16 protein-coding genes are annotated in these 18926 nt (G+C 62.0%); 6 read left to right on the top strand and 10 right to left on the bottom strand.

What is annotated here, in order from left to right:
- The first annotated feature begins 20 nt into the window (after positions 1–20).
- From infB to G7020_RS16280, 6 genes are all read left to right on the top strand, one after another.
- Positions 21–2507, top strand: coding sequence for a translation initiation factor IF-2 (gene infB, locus G7020_RS16305; RefSeq protein ID WP_181086238.1), 2487 nt, complete (start codon positions 21–23; stop codon positions 2505–2507).
- A gap of 124 nt (positions 2508–2631) precedes the next feature.
- A complete protein-coding gene (gene rbfA / locus G7020_RS16300) occupies positions 2632–3015 on the top strand; it encodes a 30S ribosome-binding factor RbfA (protein ID WP_181086237.1) in 384 nt (127 codons plus the stop codon).
- Positions 3016–3018: 3 nt separating this feature from the next.
- Entirely contained in the window at positions 3019–3936 is a 918-nt protein-coding gene (gene truB / locus G7020_RS16295; RefSeq protein WP_181086235.1) for a tRNA pseudouridine(55) synthase TruB, read from the top strand.
- A gap of 117 nt (positions 3937–4053) precedes the next feature.
- Positions 4054–4323, top strand: coding sequence for a 30S ribosomal protein S15 (gene rpsO / locus G7020_RS16290; RefSeq protein ID WP_003280896.1), 270 nt, complete (start codon positions 4054–4056; stop codon positions 4321–4323).
- A gap of 163 nt (positions 4324–4486) precedes the next feature.
- On the top strand, positions 4487–6592 hold the full coding sequence (pnp, locus tag G7020_RS16285; protein WP_181086233.1) for a polyribonucleotide nucleotidyltransferase: 2106 nt from the start codon (positions 4487–4489) through the stop codon (positions 6590–6592).
- A 297-nt stretch (positions 6593–6889) separates the two neighbouring features.
- The gene (locus tag G7020_RS16280; RefSeq protein WP_181086231.1) at positions 6890–7264 is read left to right on the top strand and encodes a BON domain-containing protein; all 375 of its coding nucleotides are present in this window, start codon (positions 6890–6892) and stop codon (positions 7262–7264) included.
- A gap of 80 nt (positions 7265–7344) precedes the next feature.
- Here the strand turns inward: G7020_RS16280 and G7020_RS16275 are convergent, their stop codons facing one another.
- The 10 genes from G7020_RS16275 to G7020_RS16230 all read right to left on the bottom strand — a co-directional run bounded on the left by G7020_RS16275 (position 7345) and on the right by G7020_RS16230 (position 18332).
- Entirely contained in the window at positions 7345–7650 is a 306-nt protein-coding gene (locus G7020_RS16275) for a DUF2845 domain-containing protein (protein WP_181086230.1), read from the bottom strand.
- A 17-nt stretch (positions 7651–7667) separates the two neighbouring features.
- Positions 7668–7964 (bottom strand): DUF2845 domain-containing protein, encoded by a 297-nt coding sequence (locus tag G7020_RS16270; RefSeq protein ID WP_181086228.1) that lies wholly within the window; start codon positions 7962–7964, stop codon positions 7668–7670.
- 1 nt (position 7965) lies between these two features.
- On the bottom strand, positions 7966–10860 hold the full coding sequence (locus G7020_RS16265) for a DUF748 domain-containing protein (protein WP_181086226.1): 2895 nt from the start codon (positions 10858–10860) through the stop codon (positions 7966–7968).
- Positions 10861–10944: 84 nt separating this feature from the next.
- Positions 10945–11820, bottom strand: coding sequence for an oxygenase MpaB family protein (locus G7020_RS16260; RefSeq protein WP_181086224.1), 876 nt, complete (start codon positions 11818–11820; stop codon positions 10945–10947).
- Between the two features lie 111 nt (positions 11821–11931).
- Positions 11932–13596: a glucose-6-phosphate isomerase gene (pgi, locus tag G7020_RS16255; protein WP_181086222.1), complete on the bottom strand. Its 1665-nt coding sequence runs from the start codon at positions 13594–13596 to the stop codon at positions 11932–11934.
- 351 nt (positions 13597–13947) lie between these two features.
- Positions 13948–14328, bottom strand: coding sequence for an aspartate 1-decarboxylase (gene panD / locus G7020_RS16250; RefSeq protein WP_025240609.1), 381 nt, complete (start codon positions 14326–14328; stop codon positions 13948–13950).
- Between the two features lie 102 nt (positions 14329–14430).
- Positions 14431–15294, bottom strand: a complete 864-nt coding sequence (panC, locus tag G7020_RS16245) for a pantoate--beta-alanine ligase (protein WP_181086220.1) — start codon at positions 15292–15294, stop codon at positions 14431–14433.
- Complete coding sequence (gene panB, locus G7020_RS16240; RefSeq protein ID WP_181086218.1) at positions 15291–16091, bottom strand: 3-methyl-2-oxobutanoate hydroxymethyltransferase; 801 nt, start codon at positions 16089–16091, stop codon at positions 15291–15293. Before panB ends, panC begins: the two co-directional genes overlap by 4 nt.
- A 328-nt stretch (positions 16092–16419) precedes the next feature.
- Positions 16420–16929 carry a 2-amino-4-hydroxy-6-hydroxymethyldihydropteridine diphosphokinase gene (folK, locus tag G7020_RS16235; RefSeq protein ID WP_181086281.1) on the bottom strand — a complete coding sequence of 170 codons (510 nt, stop codon included), beginning with the start codon at positions 16927–16929 and terminating at the stop codon, positions 16420–16422.
- Positions 16929–18332 (bottom strand): polynucleotide adenylyltransferase PcnB, encoded by a 1404-nt coding sequence (locus G7020_RS16230; RefSeq protein WP_181086216.1) that lies wholly within the window; start codon positions 18330–18332, stop codon positions 16929–16931. Before G7020_RS16230 ends, folK begins: the two co-directional genes overlap by 1 nt.
- Positions 18333–18926: the final 594 nt, after the last annotated feature.

Raw genomic sequence — 18926 nt, 5'->3', positions numbered from 1 at the left:
CGGCCTGAGGAGAGAGATGCATGACGCAAGTCACGGTGAAAGAACTGGCCCAGGTGGTCGACACACCGGTCGAGCGACTGCTGCAGCAGATGCGTGAGGCAGGACTGCCGCACACCAGCGCCGAGCAAGTAGTGACCGATAACGAAAAGCAGGCCCTGTTGGCGCACCTCAAGAGCAGCCACGGCGCCAAGGTGGATGAGCCGCGCAAGATTACCTTGCAGCGCAAGACCACGACCAAACTGAAGGTGGGTGGCAGCAAGACCATCAGTGTCGAGGTTCGCAAGAAGAAAACCTTCGTCAAGCGCACCCCGGACGAGATCGAGGCCGAGAAGCAGCGCGAGCTGGAAGAGCAGCGTGCCGCTGAAGAAGCCGCGCGCCTGAAGAGCGAAGAGGAAGCGCGTCAGCGTGCCGAGGAAGAGGCGCGGCGCAAGGCGCAGGCTGAAGTGGAGGCGCGTGTCGGTTCGCCGGTTGTTGCTCCGGCTCCTTCCCAGGAGACTCCGGTCGAGCCCGTAGCGCCGGTTGATGAGCGCAAGAAGGAAGAGCCTCGTCGTACCGAGAAGGCACGCAGCGATGACGACGAACGTCGTGATCGCAAGCAGGCTCAGCAACGTCCTGCGCCCAAGTCCAAGGCGCCATTGTCGCGTACCGTGCGTAGCGGCGATGACGATGCCGACGGCTTCCGTCGTGGCGGTCGTGGCAAATCCAAGCTGAAGAAGCGCAATGCGCACGGCTTCCAGAGCCCGAGCGGCCCTATCGTTCGCGACGTGGCCATTGGCGAGACCATCTCGGTCGCCGATCTGGCGCAGCAGATGTCGGTCAAGGCTGCGGAAGTCATCAAGTTCATGTTCAAGATGGGTACTCCGGTGACCATCAACCAGGTGCTGGATCAGGAAACTGCCCAGCTGATCGCCGAAGAACTGGGCCACAAGGTCCGCCTGGTCAGCGATAACGCCCTGGAAGAGCAACTCGCGGAACTGCTGAGGTTCGAAGGCGAAGCCATCACACGTGCACCAGTGGTGACGGTGATGGGTCACGTCGACCACGGCAAGACCTCGCTGCTCGACTATATTCGTCGCGCCAAGGTCGCTACCGGCGAAGCTGGCGGAATCACCCAGCATATCGGTGCCTACCATGTGGAAACCGAGCGCGGAATGGTCACTTTCCTCGATACCCCCGGTCACGCGGCCTTTACCGCAATGCGTGCCCGTGGTGCCAAGGCGACCGATATCGTGATCCTGGTGGTTGCCGCCGACGATGGTGTGATGCCTCAGACCCAGGAAGCCGTCCAGCATGCGAAGGCCGCTGGTGTGCCGATCGTGGTTGCGGTGAACAAGATCGACAAGCCGGACGCCAACCCGGACAACATCAAGAACGGCCTGGCCGCGCTGGATGTGATCCCCGAGGATTGGGGCGGCGATACCCCATTCGTGCCGGTATCGGCGAAGGTGGGCACCGGTGTCGACGAGCTGCTCGAAGCGGTACTGCTGCAGGCCGAGCTGCTGGAGCTCACAGCCACGCCTTCGGCGCCTGGCCGTGGCGTGGTGGTCGAGTCGCGTCTGGACAAGGGTCGTGGCCCGGTCGCGACCGTTCTGGTTCAGGAAGGCACGCTGCGTCAGGGCGACATGGCGCTGGTCGGCTCCACCTATGGACGCATCCGTGCGATGCTCGACGAGAACGGCAACAGCATCAAGGAAGCCGGTCCGTCGATTCCTGTGGAGATTCTCGGTCTGGACGGTACGCCTGAAGCCGGCGACGAGCTCAGCGTGCTGAGCGACGAGAAGAAGGCGCGTGAAGTGGCGCTGTTCCGTCAGGGCAAGTTCCGTGAAGTCAAACTCGCCCGCGCCCATGCCGGCAAGCTGGAAAATATCTTCGAGAACATGGGGCAGGAAGAGAAGAAGACGCTCAATATCGTCCTCAAATCCGATGTCCGTGGTTCCCTCGAAGCGCTGCAGGGCTCGCTGAGCGGCCTGGGCAACGATGAAGTGCAGGTGCGCGTCATCGGTGGCGGTGTCGGTGGTATCACCGAGAGCGATGCCAACCTGGCGCTGGCGTCCAACGCGGTGCTGTTCGGCTTCAACGTGCGGGCCGATGCGGGCGCGCGCAAGATCGTCGAGCAGGAAGGTCTGGATCTGCGTTACTACAACGTGATCTACGACATCATCGAGGACGTCAAGAAAGCCCTGACCGGCATGCTCGGCAGTGATGTCCGCGAGAATATTCTCGGTATCGCTGAGGTTCGTGACGTGTTCCGTTCGCCGAAGTTCGGCGCCGTCGCCGGCTGCATGGTCCTCGAGGGCATGGTGCACCGCAACCGTCCGATCCGCGTGTTGCGCGACGACGTGGTCATCTTCGAAGGCGAGCTGGAATCGCTGCGTCGCTTCAAGGATGACGTGGCCGAAGTGCGTGCCGGCATGGAGTGCGGTATCGCGGTGAAGAGCTACAACGATGTGAAGGCTGGCGACAAGATCGAAGTCTTCGAAAAAGTCGAAGTGGCGCGGTCGCTGTAATCCGAGCAGCAAGCTACAAGCGGCAAGTTTCAAGAAGTGGCCTGGTCCACCGATTGAGCTTGCCGTTTGGCTTTTTGGTATTTTTTAGCTTGAAGCTTAGCGCTTGAAGCTTGAGGCAGCTTATATGGCCAAAGAATTCAGTCGTACCCAGCGCATAGGCGACCAGATGCAGCGCGAGCTGGCATCCTTGATCCAGCGTGAAATCAAGGACCCGCGTCTCGGTCTGGTGACCATCACCGCCGTCGAGGTCAGTCGTGATCTTTCCCATGCCAAGGTGTTCATCACCATCATGGGCAAGGACGATGACGAGGATGCGGTCAAGAGCAATCTGCGGATACTCAACGATGCGGGCGGCTTCCTGCGCATGCAGCTGGGCAAGGCGATGAAGCTGCGCACGGTGCCGCAGCTGCATTTCAGCTATGACGCCAGTGTTCGTCGCGGAGTCGAGTTGACGTCGCTGATCGAGCGGGCGGTCGCAGAAGACCGCAAGCACAGCGATGGGGGCTAAGGCGTGGCACAGGTAAAACGCATTCGCCGCGCAGTCAGCGGCATCATTCTTCTCGACAAGCCGCGCGGGTTCACTTCCAACGCGGCGCTGCAGAAGGTTCGCTGGCTGCTCAATGCCGAGAAGGCCGGGCACACCGGCAGCCTCGACCCGCTGGCCACCGGGGTGCTGCCCCTGTGCTTCGGTGAGGCCACCAAGTTTTCCCAGTACCTGCTCGATGCCGACAAGGCCTACGAGACGGTCGCCCAGCTCGGTGTGACCACCACTACGGCAGATGCCGAGGGCGAGGTTATCGAGCGCAAGCCGGTCAATATCAGCCAGGCTCAGCTCGAAGCCATACTGCCGCAGTTTCGCGGTGATCTTCAGCAGATTCCACCGATGTACTCGGCGCTCAAGCGTGACGGCCAGCCACTTTACAAGCTGGCGCGCGCCGGAGAGGTAGTGGAGCGCGAGCCGCGTTCTGTTACCATTGCACGCCTGGATCTGCTGTCGCTGGACGCTGATCGGGCGAGACTTGCGGTGTCGTGCAGCAAAGGCACCTATATCCGCACGCTGGTCGAGGATATCGGGTATGAACTGGGCTGCGGGGCACACGTGGCGGAGCTGCGGCGAACCCAGGCAGGCCCCTTCGATCTGTCCCGGACGGTCACGCTCGAAGCGCTGGAACAGGCTCATGCCAATGGTGGAGCAGAGGCGCTCGATACCTTTCTCCTGCCGGTCGACAGCGGGTTGGAGCACTGGCCGCTGGTGCAGCTTTCGGAGCACAGCGCATTTTACTGGCTGCACGGGCAGCCGGTGCGCGCACCGCAGGCCCCGCAGTTCGGCATGATGCGGGTGCAGGATCATACCGGACGCTTTATCGGTATCGGTGAAATGAGCGATGACGGGCGCATTGCGCCGCGTCGACTGATTCGGTCGGAATGACCGATATGCACTGCGCCTGATGGCGCGTTGCATCACGAGGATGGCTGTTGGCAGGCACGGTCAGCCCTCTTTTAAAACACGGGACTTTCCCGGCCTGTTCACTGTAAGGAGCCCATCATGGCACTTAGCGTTGAAGAAAAAGCCCAGATCGTTAACGAGTACAAGCAAGCTGAAGGCGATACCGGTAGCCCGGAAGTGCAGGTTGCCCTGCTGACCGCCAACATCAACAAGCTGCAAGGTCACTTCAAGGCCAACGGCAAGGACCACCACTCGCGTCGTGGCCTGATCCGTATGGTCAACCAGCGTCGTAAGCTGCTGGATTACCTGAAGGGCAAGGACACTACTCGTTACAGCACCCTGATCGGTCGTCTGGGTCTGCGTCGTTAAGACGTAGCGAGCTGGAAGCTAGAAGCCGGAAGCTGGAAGCAGGACGTCGTTCCTGCTTCCAGCTTTCGGCTTTCAGCTTCAGGCTTTTCGTAGAAAGTGCTGGGTCCGACTCCCGTGCTTTCCGCCAATTTCCCCCAAAGGCAACACAGAGAAGGAAAACACCGTGAACCCGGTAATCAAGAAATTTCAGTTCGGTGAGTCGACCGTAACCCTCGAGACGGGTCGTATCGCCCGTCAAGCCTCCGGCGCTGTGCTGGTCACCGTTGACGATGATGTCGCTGTACTGGTCGCCGTCACTGGCGCGAAGACGGCTGATCCGAGCAAAGGCTTTTTCCCGCTGTCCGTGCACTATCAGGAAAAAACCTACGCGGCTGGCAAGATCCCCGGCGGTTTCTTCAAGCGCGAGGCACGTCCCTCCGAGAAGGAAACCCTAACTTCGCGCCTGATCGACCGCCCGATCCGCCCGCTGTTCCCGGAAGGTTTCCAGAACGAAGTGCAGGTCATCTGCACCGTGATTTCCACCAGCAAGAAGACCGATCCGGATATCGCTGCGATGATCGGTACCTCTGCTGCGCTGGCCATTTCCGGCATTCCGTTCAATGGTCCTATCGGTGCCGCACGCGTAGCCTTCCACCCGGAAACCGGCTACCTGCTGAACCCGACCTACGAGCAGCTCAAGGCCTCCAGCCTGGACATGGTCGTGGCCGGCACCAAGGACGCCGTACTGATGGTCGAGTCCGAGGCCAAGGAACTGACCGAAGACCAGATGCTGGGCGCCGTGCTGTTCGCCCACGACGAATTCCAGGCTGTGATCCAGGCTGTGACCGAGCTGGCAGCTGAAGCCGCGAAGCCGACCTGGGACTGGCAGCCGAAAGCGGAAAGCACCGAGTTGCTCAATGCGATTCGCAGCGAGTTCGGCGAAGCGATTTCCCAGGCTTACACCATCATCATCAAGCAGGACCGCTATGCGCGCCTGGGCGAGCTGCGCGAGCAGGTCGTCGCCCGCTTCTCCGGCGAAGAAGGTCAGCCTTCCGCCGGCGAAGTGAAGGAAGCCTTCGGCGAAATCGAATACCGCACCGTGCGCGAGAACATCGTCAACGGCAAGCCGCGTATCGACGGTCGCGATACCCGCACCGTACGTGGCCTGAACATCGAAGTCGGCGTGCTCGACAAGACCCACGGCTCGGCCCTGTTCACCCGTGGCGAAACCCAGGCGCTGGTGGTCGCTACCCTCGGTACCGCGCGTGACGCACAGTTGCTCGACACCCTGGAAGGCGAGAAGAAAGACCCCTTCATGCTGCACTACAACTTCCCGCCGTATTCGGTGGGCGAGTGTGGTCGCATGGGCGCCACTGGCCGCCGCGAAATCGGTCACGGTCGTCTGGCCCGCCGCTCCGTGGCCGCCATGCTGCCGAGCGCCGACGAGTTCCCGTACACCATTCGCGTGGTGTCGGAAATCACCGAATCCAACGGTTCCAGCTCCATGGCTTCGGTCTGCGGCGCTTCCCTGGCCCTGATGGACGCCGGTGTGCCGATGAAGGCGCCGGTGGCCGGTATCGCCATGGGCCTGGTCAAGGAAGGCGAGAAATTCGCCGTACTGACCGACATCCTCGGCGACGAAGATCACCTGGGCGACATGGACTTCAAAGTGGCCGGTACCGCCAAGGGCGTCACCGCGCTGCAGATGGACATCAAGATCCAGGGCATTACCGAAGAGATCATGGAAATCGCGCTGGGCCAGGCACTGGAAGCGCGCCTGAACATTCTCGGTCAGATGAACCAGGTCATTGCTCAGTCGCGTACCGAGCTGTCGGCCAACGCACCGACCATGATTGCGATGAAGATCGACCAGGACAAGATCCGCGACGTCATCGGCAAGGGTGGCGCGACCATCCGTGGTATCTGTGAAGAGACCAAGGCGTCCATCGATATCGAGGACGACGGTTCGATCAAGATCTTCGGCGAAACCAAGGAAGCGGCCGAGGCTGCCCGTCAGCGCGTGCTGGGCATCACCGCAGAAGCCGAGATCGGCAAGATCTACGTTGGCAAGGTGGAGCGCATCGTCGATTTCGGCGCCTTCGTCAACATCCTGCCGGGCAAGGATGGTCTGGTGCACATCTCGATGCTGAGTGATCAGCGCGTGGAGAAAGTCACCGATATTCTCAAGGAAGGCCAGGAAGTCGAAGTGTTGGTGCTGGACGTGGACAACCGCGGTCGCATCAAGCTGTCGATCAAGGATGTAGCGGCGGCGAAGGCTTCCGAAGCCTGATTGGCCTGATGTGAGACAAGCACTTCGCAGGGCCTGAACGCTTCAGGTCTGCGGCTTGAACAAACGCCCCGACTGTTCGGGGCGTTTGTTTTTCTGCTGGCGCCGGTTGTTGCAACTTGCACGCCCTGCTGAGGCAAAACATGCAGTGTGCTAGTGGCGTTAAGCTACTGCATATAGCTAAGTTGTTGATTTATAGGGCTTTGAAAAGTGGCAAAAACTGGCATGCCGCTTGCGATATCTCCTGTGGACCTGCGGTCGGAGTGATACCGCAGTCATTTAAAGAACAGGAGTGCCACTATGAATACAATCCAGAAGTCTCTTACAGCTACCGCCATTGCCGCCGCCCTGAGCCTGCCCGTGGCAGGTGTTGCATTTGCCGATGTCACCCCAGCGACGCAGAAGACCGATACGCTGATGCTGGCCACCAATGACCGCGTGGAAAAGGCCGGTGACGCCGTTTCTGATACCTGGATTACCACCAAGGTGAAATCAACCTTGCTGGCCGACGATGCCACACCCGGTATGGATATCGAAGTGGAAACCAAGGACGGCGTTGTTTCGCTGTCCGGTACCGTGGCCACCGAGGCCGAGCGTGAAGTGGCCATCAACAAGGCCAAAGGCATCAAGGGTGTGCGGGACGTTTCGGCAGACGGCCTGAAAGCGGCTGACTGATCCGCTGCGCTGATTGATTGACACGCCTCTGGCGACAGGCATGGATGCCTCGCCAGCAGGGCTGTCAGGGCTATCCGATTTCAGCGGCCCCGTTCGCTGTCTATACGCCGCAGGCGGTTCCCCTCGAAACGCAGGAAATGGTACATGCCATGGGTAGGACCATAGGTCCACTCTTCGACCTGTACTTCCTGGTGATACCCATACCTGTCAATGATGTCCTTGAAGCCTACCTGCGCTGCGCTGGTGGGCTCGCCGCATTTTGTTCTGACTTCAGCCGTAGAGGCATCCAGGCTGACCAGGGCACTGCCGCAGCGATAGGTGGAAGAAGCCTGGGCGGTACCGATAGCTGTGAGTAGCAGTACGGTAAGGGGTAGCAAGAGAGGCATGTTCACTTAATCCTGGTTCAGCGGGCGCGGCGCGATTCGATGCGTATCAGGCGATTGCCTTCAAAGGTCAGGATACTGAGCTTGCCGTTGGTGGGGCCATAGAGCCACTCCTCGATGATCATTTCCTGCCTGGCATGCGGGCCGAGGGTATAGCCGACAAGGTCGCGTTGCATAGGGGGGCCGCACTTGCGTTCCACCTCGAAAGTCCGGTCGCCGGTGCTGACCAGTTGGCTGCCGCAGCGCAGGGTGTCGGCCTGTGACATCGGGCTGGCGCCCATCAGGCCGAGTAGCAGGAGATGAAAAGCCGTGCGCATATCATTCGCTTCCCAGATGCAGAGAGGTCGGGACCTGCCCGTTCTCTGCGGTTTCGCTGGTGCCTGTATCGAGCAGGTAGGCCCGTGAGGCATCAAGGCCAGCCTGATCGACCAGGTAATCCTTGATCGCGTTGGCACGGGCACGACTCAGGCTGCGCAGCAGCGCGGTACTGTCCGCACGGCTGGCGATCACCGCGTCATGCATGTTCTGCCGGCGCTGTGCATCGTCGAGTTCTTTCCATGCCTCGGGCGGCTGCTGCTTCAGGCGGCTACGGTAGATGCCTTCGAGCAAGGCCGCCTTGTCCTCTTCGCTGACGTCCAGTTGCGCCGCATCGGCTGGCACCTTGTCGCCGCGCCGCTGCAGCATGCTGTACAGGGTCTGCTGGTATTCGCGCTGCAGCCACTGTTCGGCGAGCAAGGGGCCGTCTGCCTGCGGCGAACTCTGACCTTCGATTTCAAGGCGCAGCACCGGACGTTCGTTCAGCGCACGGGCCAGGGTGTCCAGGTTGCCGCGTGCCTGCGGGTCGAGTTCGCTGCTGCCGGGGGCGAACAGTACCTGGCTGAGGTCGACCTGGTCTCCATCCACCAGCCCGGCAAGAAACTTGAAGGGTGCCTGGACGGCACGGGTGATCAGGTTGCGCAGCGTTTGCCAGACGATGGGCATGACGTCGAACTGCGGGTTGTTGAGGTCGCCCTGTACCGGCAGTTCGAGGGAGATGGTGCCCTTGCTGTCCTTGAGCAGCGCCACGGCCAGCCGAACGGGCAGATCGACCGCTTCGGGGCTGTCGACCTGTTCGCCGAGCTGCAGCTGTTGCAGCACGACCTTGTTGTCGGCGTTGAGCTGCCCTTGCTGGATGCGATAGTGCAGGTCCAGGTCCATGCGGCCCTTCTGGATGCGATAACCGGCGAATTTGCTGGAGTAGGGCGACAGCGTGGTCAGTTCGACCTGTTTGAAACTGGTGGCGATATCCAGGCTCTGCAGCGGGTCGAAGGGGGTGAGCGTGCCCTTGATGCTGACCGGCGCATAGCGATCGACCTTGCCTGTGACGTCCACCGAAGCCGGTTGCTGCTGGCGATTGTCCAGCGTGCCGACCGCGCCATTGAGCTCCTGCACGGCGGTGATGAAGGGCGGGCGCAGGCTGAGGTCGGAGAAGTTGGCCGAACCCTCGGCGATATTGATGCCGCCGATGCGGATGGCCAGCGCTTCCTGCTCCGTTGCCTCGGGTGCAGTGGCATCTGGTGAAGGCTTGTCCACCAGTAGGTCGTTGATATTGGTGGTGAGGTCGGGGTTGATGATGAAGCGGGTGTAGGGCTGCGCCAGATCGATGCTTTGCATCTGCAATTGCTGCGGGTGGCGGTAATCCAGGCCCTTGAGCTGCAGCCGCTGCCATTTGAGGAAGTCGCGGTTCTTGATGGTGTCCAGCGTATGCAGCTGGGTGATCTCGACCGCTCCGCCCAGGTTGAAGGCCAGCGGTTCGGCTTCGAGCAGTTCGAGCTTCAGCTGGCTGGCGAGAAAGCCGCTGCGCAGTTCCAGATGCACGAAAGGCGTCAGGTAGGCCTGGGCGATGCGCAGGTCGATGTCCTGGCTGTCGATGGCCAGCGTGCCCGTCAGTGGCGTCAGCTGCAGCTGTCCCTGTGCCTGTAGCGAGCCCCGGTTGCCGATGCCGGTGTCGAGTTCAATGGTGAAAGGCGAGGTGCCCCGGCTGTCGAAATCGGACAGGTCGAGATTCAGCGGACCGAGTTCCAGAGCGACTTCCTGTTCCGGCACTCGGTCGCTCAAGTGCAGCTGATAGTCGCGCAGTTGCGCGCTCTGCAAGAGCACCTGCCAGCTTGGCGTCGTGTCGGCATCATCCGCTGCGGCGGGGCTTTCGGCTGCACTCTCTTCGCTATTGGCGCTGGCGAGCAGCTTCTGCCAGTTCAGTTCGCCGTCGGCTTCGCGGGCCGCCCAGGTTTCGAGTTTCTGGCTGCGCAGCGCGCCGATGACGACCTGCTGTCCGGCCAGGTCCACCGAGGTCTGGCTGATATCGAGCTGCTCCAGGCGCAGCAGCGGCTGGCCATCCGGCGTGTCGAGCTGGAAGGGCGAAAGCTGCAGGCTCAGATCGCTCAGTTGCAGTTCGGTGCCTTCGCCAAGGTCGAGCCGGTAATCACTGGCGAAACTGGCCCGGCCCTCGACGAGCCGCAAGGGGAGGGCGTCCTGGGCGTAGGCCCAGAAATCCTTCAGCTGCAGGTTGCTGATCTTCAGCTGACCGGATGAGGCCACGGGCGAGAGGCTGAGCTGCCCTGTCCAGTCCACGCGCGCGCCGCTGGGGCCGCTGGCGACCAGAACCGCCTCGGCGGACTCATCCGAGCGGGTGGCGAAGTTGAGCAGCTCGAAGTTGAGCGAGTCGAGCAGGAAATCGATGGGCTCGGCGGGACGCTGATCGGCGAATCGAATCGAGCCCTCCACCAGTTGCAGTCGACCGATGCTCAGGGCAAAAGGCTCCTGATCGGCCTCTTCAGCCTGTTCTTCGCTGCTCGGCGGCAGGTTGAAGAGCTGGCTCAGGTTGAGTACACCCTGCTCGTCGAACAGCACCTGGGTCTGCAGACGGACCAGTTCGAGGTCGGCGATCTGCAGCTCGCGGCGCCACAGGCTGCTCCATTCGAGATCCAGATAGAGCCGTTCGAACCCGAGCTGCTGCTGACCTTCTTCGCCCAGATGCAGGTTGAACAGCGTCAGTTCGAGCGTGAAGGGATTGAATTCGATCCGCTCCAGGCGCGCCGGGACCGTGGCGTACTGGATCAGTTGCTGGTTGACGATCCGCTGGGCTACACCCGGCAGGATCAGAAAGCCGATCAGGCAATAGCAGGTCAGTGCGGTCATCAGGCCGATGAGCGCTCGCTTCATTCCGTTGGGCATGCGACGTTGATTCCAGGCGATTGACTGCTTTGGAGTATGGCATGGGAGCCGGCTTCAGGTGTGTGGCGCAGGATAAAGAGGGCTCTAGCGAATCGGCAGGCCCATGCGGCGTCTGGCGCGATGTACGGAGCCATTGCGAACCGCCCAGCGCAGCAGCGGCGCGGTGCTCCTGACGCCGAAGCGTATCGCCTGGCGCTGGCGTGGGCCTTGCTGCAGCCCGAGCATATCGCCGGCCCAGTCCGGCAGCAGCTCGACGCCGGCCTGCATCATCAGGGCGCCGAAGGGCCTGGCCAGTGCGCTGGGTGCCGGTGCGTTGAACAGGATGCGCAGAACTTCCCGTGAGCGTTCATCGCACTGCAATTGTGGTCGTATCGTGTCGAGATAGCGTGCGATCTGCTCTCTGGAGCGTGGTACGTCGCGAGCGCCGAGGGCTTCGGCGATCCGTGCGACTTCGGCGTAGTAGCGGTCCTGCTCGCTGCCGGGCAGGGATGGGTTCAGGTAGTGCAGGTGCGCCTTGAGAAAGCTGCTGACTTCGGCCACGTGAACCCAGGTCAGCAGCTCCGGGTCGCTGGCGGCATAGGGGCGACCGTCCGCTGCATGGCCGTTGACGTTCAGGTGTATCGCGCGGACCCGCTTGATCAGGCGCTCGGCATCGGCATGGCTGCCGAAGGTGGTGGCCGAGATGAACTGCCCGGTACGGCGCAGGCGTCCCAGCAGGTCCTGGCGGAAGTTCGAGTGGTCCCAGACACCGGCCAGCGCCAGCGGATGCAGCGCCTGCAGCAGCAGAGCCGAGATGCCGCCGATCAGCATCGAGGTGAAATCGCCATGCACCTTCCAGCACACCGAGTCCGGGCCGAACAGGCCTGGATCGCCCGGCGGGTTTTCATAGTCCACACCGCCGATGGCCAGGCCGGTGAGACTCAGTACCTGGGTTTCGATATGACGGCGGAGAAATTCCATGGCGGACGGCGGCGGTGGCGGAAGAGGGCGAATGTTACCTGAACCCTCTGCGTTGCGTGGAGCAAGGAACCGGACAGCGAGCGCCGCGCCATCCGGTTGCGGCGCACAGGCTCAGCCGCGATGACGGCTGCGGAAGAAGTCGATCAGGCCCTGGGTCGAGGCGTCCTCGGCGGGTGGCGCGTCGAAGCGGGTCATCTGGCCATAAACGGTCTTGCCCAGATCCTTGCCGAGTTCGACGCCCCACTGGTCGAAGGAGTTGATCCCCCAGATCACGCCCTGCACGAATACCTTGTGCTCGTAGAGGGCGATCAGCGCGCCGAGACGACCGGGGCTGATGGTCTCCATCACCACGGTATTGCTCGGTCGGTTGCCAGGAATGACCTTGTGCGGCGCCAGTCGCTCGATCTCGGCTTCGCCCAGCCCCCTGGCGCGCAATTCGGCTTCGGCTTCTTCACGGGTCTTGCCGAGCATCAGCGCCTGGCTCTGCGACAGGCAGTTGGCATAGAGCCATTCATGGTGGTCGGACACCGGATTGTGGCTGACCACCGGGACGATGAAGTCCGCCGGGATCAGCGGTGTGCCCTGGTGCAGCAACTGGTGATAGGCGTGCTGGCCGTTGGCGCCGACGCCGCCCCAGATCACCGGTCCGGTGCCGCAGGCAACCGCGCTGCCGTCCTGACGCACGCTCTTGCCGTTGGACTCCATGTCCATCTGCTGCAGGTGTTTGACGAAGTTGCGCAGGTAATGGTCGTAGGGCAGGAAGGCATAGCTCTGCGCACCCCAGAAGTTGTGATACCAGACGCCGAGCATGGCCAGCAGCACCGGCATGTTGCGCTCGAAGGGTTCGTTGAGGAAATGCTGGTCCATGCTGTAGGCACCGGAGAGCAGGTCCTTGAAGTTGGACATGCCGATGGCCAGGGCAATAGGCAGGCCGATGGCCGACCACAGGGAATAGCGCCCGCCGACCCAGTCCCACATGGGGAAAATGTTCTTCTCTTGAATGCCGAACTCGACAGCGGCCTGGCGGTTGCTGGTCACCGCGATGAAGTGGCGATAGAGCTTCTCTTCAGTGCCACCCTTGCCCAGATACCAGTTGCGTGCGGCCTGGGCGTTCTTCAGGGTTTCCAGGGTGCTGAAGGTCTTGCTGGAAATGATGAACAGGGTGGTTTCGACGTTCAGCTTGGCGGTCACTTCGCGGAATTCGCTGCCATCGATATTGGCCAGGTAATGCGTGCGCACGCCGTGCTGGGTGAAGGGCAGCAGCGCCTCGGAGACCAGCTGCGGACCGAGGAAGGAGCCGCCGATGCCGATGTTCACCACGTCGGTGATGGTCTTGTCGCTGAAGCCGCGCCAGAGATTATTGTGGATGCGCGTGACGAAATCGGTCATCTGCGCAAGGGCCGTGTGCACTTCGCGCATGATGTTCTGCCCGTCGACCATCACGCTGTCACCCATCGGGCGGCGCAGTGCGGTGTGCAGCGCTGGGCGCCCCTCCGAGGCATTGATCCGCTCGCCCTCGAACATGGCGCGCGCCGCCTGCTCGACGCCAGCCTCGCGTGCGAGGTTGACCAGCAGTGCGCGGGTTTCGGGCGTGATCAGGTTCTTCGAGTAGTCGAGAAACAGGCCGCAGCAGGAAGCCGAGAGGTCCTCGAAGCGTGTCGGATCGGCCTTGAACGCCTCGCGCATGCTGAAGTGCTGCATGGCCAGGCGATGGTCTTCCAGGGCCTTCCAGGAGGGCAGGGCAGTGGCGTCGAGAGGGTGCTGGTAGTAGCTCATGGGGTGCGGCTTCCTTTGCGTGGCGGACTGTCTGCACGGTTGCGGTTGCGTGCGCCGGCAGTGACAGGGTCGTCCCCGAGGGGCGCTCGATCATGCGGGTGCACGGGCATTCTTCCTGAATCCTGTAGGTGCGGACCGCTCCGGGACAGTCGAAGCGGCGGCGACACATCCGGCGTCGCAGACTGGTCTGACTGGAAAAATCGCGCTGCGTTCCGAAACAACTTTGCCGCTTCGCTGCCACCGGGCACAACAGCGAAACCATTGCAGATTCACTTGTCGAGCGAAACCCCGAAACAATAAAAAGCCCGCGACGCGCTGAGCGTTGCGGGCTTCGAACTTTCGGCTGACGCCTCAGGCAACCTGAACCGGAATGGCGTTGCTGGTATGGCTGAGATCGCCATCGGCGCCCATATAAAGGACGTGCGGCTTGAAGCTGGCCAGTTCGGCTTCGCTGTAGTGGGCGTAGGCACAGATGATCAGTCGATGGCCGACACCCGCCTTGTGCGCTGCCGCGCCGTTGACGGAAATGATCTTCGAGCCTTCCTCGCCACGAATGGCGTAGGTGGTGAAGCGCTCGCCGTTGTCGACGTTGTAGATCTGGATCTGTTCGTATTCGCGGATGCCGGCCAGGTCCAGCCAGTCGCCGTCGATGGCGCAGGAACCTTCGTAATCCAGTACCGAGTGGGTCACCTGGGCGCGGTGCAGTTTGGCCTTGAGCATGATGGCGTGCATGGCGGGGGTCCTCCGGGTGCGCAAGCGGCGCAGAGTGTGCCCGAACCCTGGGGTGTGATCAAGGCCGAGGGTTCGTGGGATATCCCTGGTTGCGGCAGGGCTTTACTGCACGGGTGGGCCGATATCGACCTGCAGGTTGTCGATCAGGCGGGTCTTGCCGAGAAAGGCCGCCGCGAGGATGACCCGCTCGCGTGTCCCGGTGGTGGCGGGTTGCAGGTCGGTGGCGCTGCGAATCTCCAGATAGTCAGGGCGCAGGCCGGCGGCCTGCAGGGCTTCCCGGCCCTTGAGCAGCAGCGCGGCATAATCCTGCTCGCCGTTGCGCAGGGCGTCAGCCATCTGGTGCAGGGTGCGGTACAGCGCCGGAGCGCTGGCGCGTTCTTCCGGGCTGAGGTAGCCATTGCGCGAGGACAGTGCCAGGCCGTCTTCGGCACGCACGATGGGCTCGCCGATGATCTGCACCGGCATGTTCAGGTCGCGCACCATGGTGCGGATCACTGCCAGTTGCTGGAAGTCCTTTTCACCGAATACCGCAAGATCAGGCTGCACCATGTTGAACAGCTTGCTGACGACCGTCGAGACGCCGTCGAAGTGACCTGGACGGCTGCCGCCACAGAGCCCTTCGGAAACGCCGGGAACGCTGACGATGGTCTGCAGGGCCTGGCCGCTGGGATACATCTCTTCCACATTGGGTGTGAACAGCAGGTGGCAACCGGCCTCGAACAGCTTGTCCTGGTCGGCGGCGAGGGTGCGCGGGTAGCTGGCCAGGTCTTCGTTCGGGCCGAACTGCAGCGGGTTGACGAAGATGCTGGCGACGACGAAATCCGCCCGCTGCCCGGCCTTTCTGATCAGCGCGATATGGCCGTCGTGCAGGTTGCCCATGGTCGGCACGAAGCCGATACGCTTGCCTTCGCCGCGCGCGCGGTTGATCGCCGCGCGCAGGTCGGCGACCGTTCTGACAACGTTCATGCGGAGAACCCGTGTTCGGCTGCGGGGAATTCCACGGCCTTGACGGCTGCCGCATAGGCTGCGATGGCCTTGGCGATGTCGCCATGCTCGGCCATGAAGTTCTTCACGAACTTCGGTGCGCGCCCGCTGAGCGACAGGCCCAGCATGTCATGCAGGACCAGCACCTGGCCGTCGGTGTCGCTGCCGGCGCCGATACCGATGACGGGTATGTCGACGGCCTGGGTGATACGTGCGGCCAGTTCGCTGGGCACGCATTCGAGCAGCAACAGGGCTGCGCCAGCGGCTTCCAGGGCTTGTGCGTCGGCGATCATCTGCTGCGCCTGGGCTTCCTGGCGGCCCTGAACCTTGTAGCCGCCGAAGATATTCACCGCCTGTGGCGTGAGGCCCATGTGGGCGCAGACAGGAATGCCGCGCTCGGCCAGCAACCGGATGGATTCGGCCAGCCAGGCCGCGCCCTCGACCTTGATCATGTGCGCGCCGGCCTTCATCAGCGTGGCCGAGTTGTTCAGCGTCTGCTCGGTGGTGGCATTGGCCATGAACGGCAGGTCGGCGACGATCATCGCGCCACGGTTGCCGCGTTTGACGCAGGCGGTGTGGTAGGCCATCTCTTCGACGGAGACGGGCAGCGTGCTGTCATGCCCTTGCAGGACCATGCCCAGGGAGTCGCCGATCAGCAGCATTTCGACCCCGGCTTCGCTGGCGGTCTTGGCGAACGTGGCGTCATAGCAGGTAAGCATGACGATCTTTTCGCCTTTCTGTTTGAGGCCTTGCAGGGTGGTCAGGGTTACGTCAGGCATGAATGCCGTCCTCCTAGGGTTCATCGCGAGCCGCGTTGCTGCGTCAAATAGGCGCGTGCCGGCAGAGGGCGCTTATAGTCTCGATGGCGGCGTGCCAAGTCAATCGTGAGTGTTACCGGAGGCGTTACGCCTGTTACCTGGCAACAGACCGTTGAAAAACTACCTGCGTTGGCAATACGTCGTTAAAAACAGCCTCAGAAAGCCGCTTGCGGCTAACGCGCTTCAGCGCGGCCCGAAGGGCGAACGAAGTGAGTCATGCTCATTTAGAACACCTAAACTCCGCTTCTTCGGCTGTTTTTGCCTTGTCTTGCCTGCCTCGCCTACGTTTTCAACGGCCTGTTGATACCAGAAGGGCATCCAGTCGCTCGATCCCCTCGAAAGGGCAGGCCGCAAGCAGTTCGGCCAGCAGGCGGCCATCGGGCAGTTGCAGGTCTGGCGGGGCGATCTCGGCCAGCGGGTAGAGCACGAAGGCTCTGGCGTGCAGGTGATAATGCGGAACGGTCAGCCTGGGTTCGTCGAGCAAGCGTTCACCGAACAACAGGATGTCCAGGTCCAGCGTACGCGGCCCCCAGCGTTCGGCCTTGCGCTCACGGCCCTGAGCCTGCTCGATGGCCTGCAGCGCGTCGAGCAGTTGCAGGGGCGACAGGCGGGTATCCAGCGCCGCGACGGCATTGTTGTAGCGTGGTTGGTCCGCCGGGCCGAGCGGGTCGCTGGCATACAGGGAGGAAACGGCGGCGAGATGGCAGTCGGGCAGGGCATCCAGCGCCATGAGCGCGCAGCGCAACTGCTCCCCCGGTTCGGCGAGATTGCTGCCGAGGCCTATATAGACGCGCTCCATCATTCGTTAGCGGTCGGCGTGCCTTCGGCCGGCCCGCGTTTGCGTCGTCCGCCGCTGCGTCGGCGCTTGCGTGGCGCACTGCCGTCATCGTCCCGCTTGCTGAGGTCGCGAATCATGTTGCGGCGCTCGCTGTCGCTGACTTCCTGATACTCGGTCCACCAGTCGCCAAGGCCATTGGTCTGCTCGCCGGCACTTTCGCGCAACAGCAGGAAGTCGTAACCGGCGCGGAAACGCGGGTTGTCCAGCAACTGGTCGGCGCGGCGCCCCTGGCGACGCGGCAGGCGTTCCTGCATGTCCCAGATTTCGCGCATCGGCAGGGTGAAGCGCTTGGGAATGGCGGTGCGCTGGCATTGTTCCCAGACGAGGTCGTGGGCCGCTTCCTGCATTGCCGGTATCGGCGGCAGGCCGCGCTCTTGCGCTTGCAGTACACGCGCCGGCAGCGCTGGCCAGAGCAGTGCGGCAAACAGAAAGGCCGGCGTGACCGGCTTGCCCTGGGCAATGCGCTGGTCGGTATTGGTCAGGGCGTTGCGAATCAGCGTGCCGGCGTATTCCGGGTTGTCCTCAAGCGCTTCGGCGCTGGCGGGGAACAGCGGGGCGAACAGGTCGTACTCCAAGAGCAGTTCGAAGGTGCGCAAGGCTTTGCCGCCCAGGAACAGCTTGAGGATTTCATCGAACAGCCGTGCCGAAGGCACGTCACAGAGCATGTCGGCCAGTTCGGCGATGGGGTCGGCGCTGTGTTTCTCGATCTCGAAATCCAGCTTGGCGGCGAAGCGGACTGCCCGCAGCATGCGCACCGGATCTTCCAGGTAGCGCTGCTCCGGGTCGCCGATCAGGCGGATCAGCCGGTTGCGGATATCATGGACGCCGTGGGTATGGTCGAGAATGCGTTCGGTGGTCGGGTCGTAATACAGCGCGTTGATGGTGAAGTCGCGACGCTGGGCATCGTCTTCCAGCGTTCCATAAACGTTATCACGCAGTATGCGCCCGCTTTCGTTGCGTGAGGCCAGATGGCTGGCATCTTCCTCGTCATCGGCTTCGGGATGATTGGCGCGGAACGTGGCGACTTCGATGATCTCGCGACCGTAGTGCACATGCACCAGCTTGAAGCGCCGACCGATGATGCGTGCATTGCGGAATTCGGCCCGAACCTGCTCGGGTGTGGCGCTGGTGGCCACGTCATAGTCCTTGGGCGACAGCTGTAGCAGCAGGTCGCGCACGCAGCCGCCCACCACATAAGCCTGATAGCCGGCCTGCTGGAGCCGCTCGACGACGCTGACGGCGTGTCGGCTGATGTCCTCGCTGTGCAGTGAATGCTGCCTGCCGGACAGAATTTCAGGTGTGTGTCGAGGGCGCGGAAAGCGGCGCAGGGGAGAACGAAAAGACTGGAACAGCTTTTTCAGCATGGGAGGCACTGTGTGGCGAAAGGACGGGTGACCAGGCTCTGTACGAAAAGTACCTGCGCTCGGTGATGCTTCGTTAAAAATCGGTTCGGAATGCTCATGTACAGCTCGTACACTCCGCTTCCTCACCAATTTTTGCCTCGCCTGACCTTCGCTCGGACACTTTTCGTACAGACCTTAGAAAACAAGCACGAAACTGGCGTGAATTCTAGCACCGGGAGCAGGGATGGTGAACGAAGCGTGGGGAGGTGTCAAAATTCGACCAGGAGCTGGAAAGCACAAGGGGAGCCGAAGCTCCCCTTTAAAAGATGTTGCGTGCTTTGTTGTTATTGGTATTTCGGACGTGTTGTTTTTGTTTGATCGTCCGTTCCCTTCGGCTATCGCTTTCGGGAATCGCTCCTACATTGGGAGCAAAGAGCAAACGGATTGCTTTGGTCGCTGATTTGCCATCGATCACATGATCCAACCAGTCCTGAATTCATAGAATAAGCGCAACGCTTGAAACGAGAGGCAGAGAGCCAGCCACCGGTAGAATCCAGGCTCTCACACCGAAGGATTCAAGCGCAGATGACTACGCATTACCGGCAGCTGACTCAG

The organism is Stutzerimonas stutzeri, from assembly GCF_013522825.1.
Taxonomy (GTDB): Bacteria; Pseudomonadota; Gammaproteobacteria; order Pseudomonadales; family Pseudomonadaceae; genus Stutzerimonas; species Stutzerimonas stutzeri_AK.
This window is presented reverse-complemented; position numbering and strand designations above follow the sequence as displayed.

Excerpts from the sequence above, each read along its gene's own strand:
- rbfA (WP_181086237.1), top strand. The coding sequence starts at position 2,632 with ATGGCCAAAGAATTCAGTCGTACCCAGCGCATAGGCGACCAGATGCAG.
- panD (WP_025240609.1), bottom strand. The coding sequence starts at position 14,328 with ATGCACGCCATCATGCTCAAGGCCAAACTGCACCGCGCCCAGGTGACC.
- G7020_RS16270 (WP_181086228.1), bottom strand. The coding sequence starts at position 7,964 with ATGCGCACGGCTTTTCATCTCCTGCTACTCGGCCTGATGGGCGCCAGC.
- infB (WP_181086238.1), top strand. The coding sequence starts at position 21 with ATGACGCAAGTCACGGTGAAAGAACTGGCCCAGGTGGTCGACACACCG.
- panB (WP_181086218.1), bottom strand. The coding sequence starts at position 16,091 with ATGCCTGACGTAACCCTGACCACCCTGCAAGGCCTCAAACAGAAAGGC.
- folK (WP_181086281.1), bottom strand. The coding sequence starts at position 16,929 with ATGGAGCGCGTCTATATAGGCCTCGGCAGCAATCTCGCCGAACCGGGG.
- panC (WP_181086220.1), bottom strand. The coding sequence starts at position 15,294 with ATGAACGTTGTCAGAACGGTCGCCGACCTGCGCGCGGCGATCAACCGC.
- G7020_RS16265 (WP_181086226.1), bottom strand. The coding sequence starts at position 10,860 with ATGCCCAACGGAATGAAGCGAGCGCTCATCGGCCTGATGACCGCACTG.
- G7020_RS16275 (WP_181086230.1), bottom strand. The coding sequence starts at position 7,650 with ATGCCTCTCTTGCTACCCCTTACCGTACTGCTACTCACAGCTATCGGT.
- G7020_RS16260 (WP_181086224.1), bottom strand. The coding sequence starts at position 11,820 with ATGGAATTTCTCCGCCGTCATATCGAAACCCAGGTACTGAGTCTCACC.
- G7020_RS16280 (WP_181086231.1), top strand. The coding sequence starts at position 6,890 with ATGAATACAATCCAGAAGTCTCTTACAGCTACCGCCATTGCCGCCGCC.
- rpsO (WP_003280896.1), top strand. The coding sequence starts at position 4,054 with ATGGCACTTAGCGTTGAAGAAAAAGCCCAGATCGTTAACGAGTACAAG.
- pgi (WP_181086222.1), bottom strand. The coding sequence starts at position 13,596 with ATGAGCTACTACCAGCACCCTCTCGACGCCACTGCCCTGCCCTCCTGG.
- G7020_RS16230 (WP_181086216.1), bottom strand. The coding sequence starts at position 18,332 with ATGCTGAAAAAGCTGTTCCAGTCTTTTCGTTCTCCCCTGCGCCGCTTT.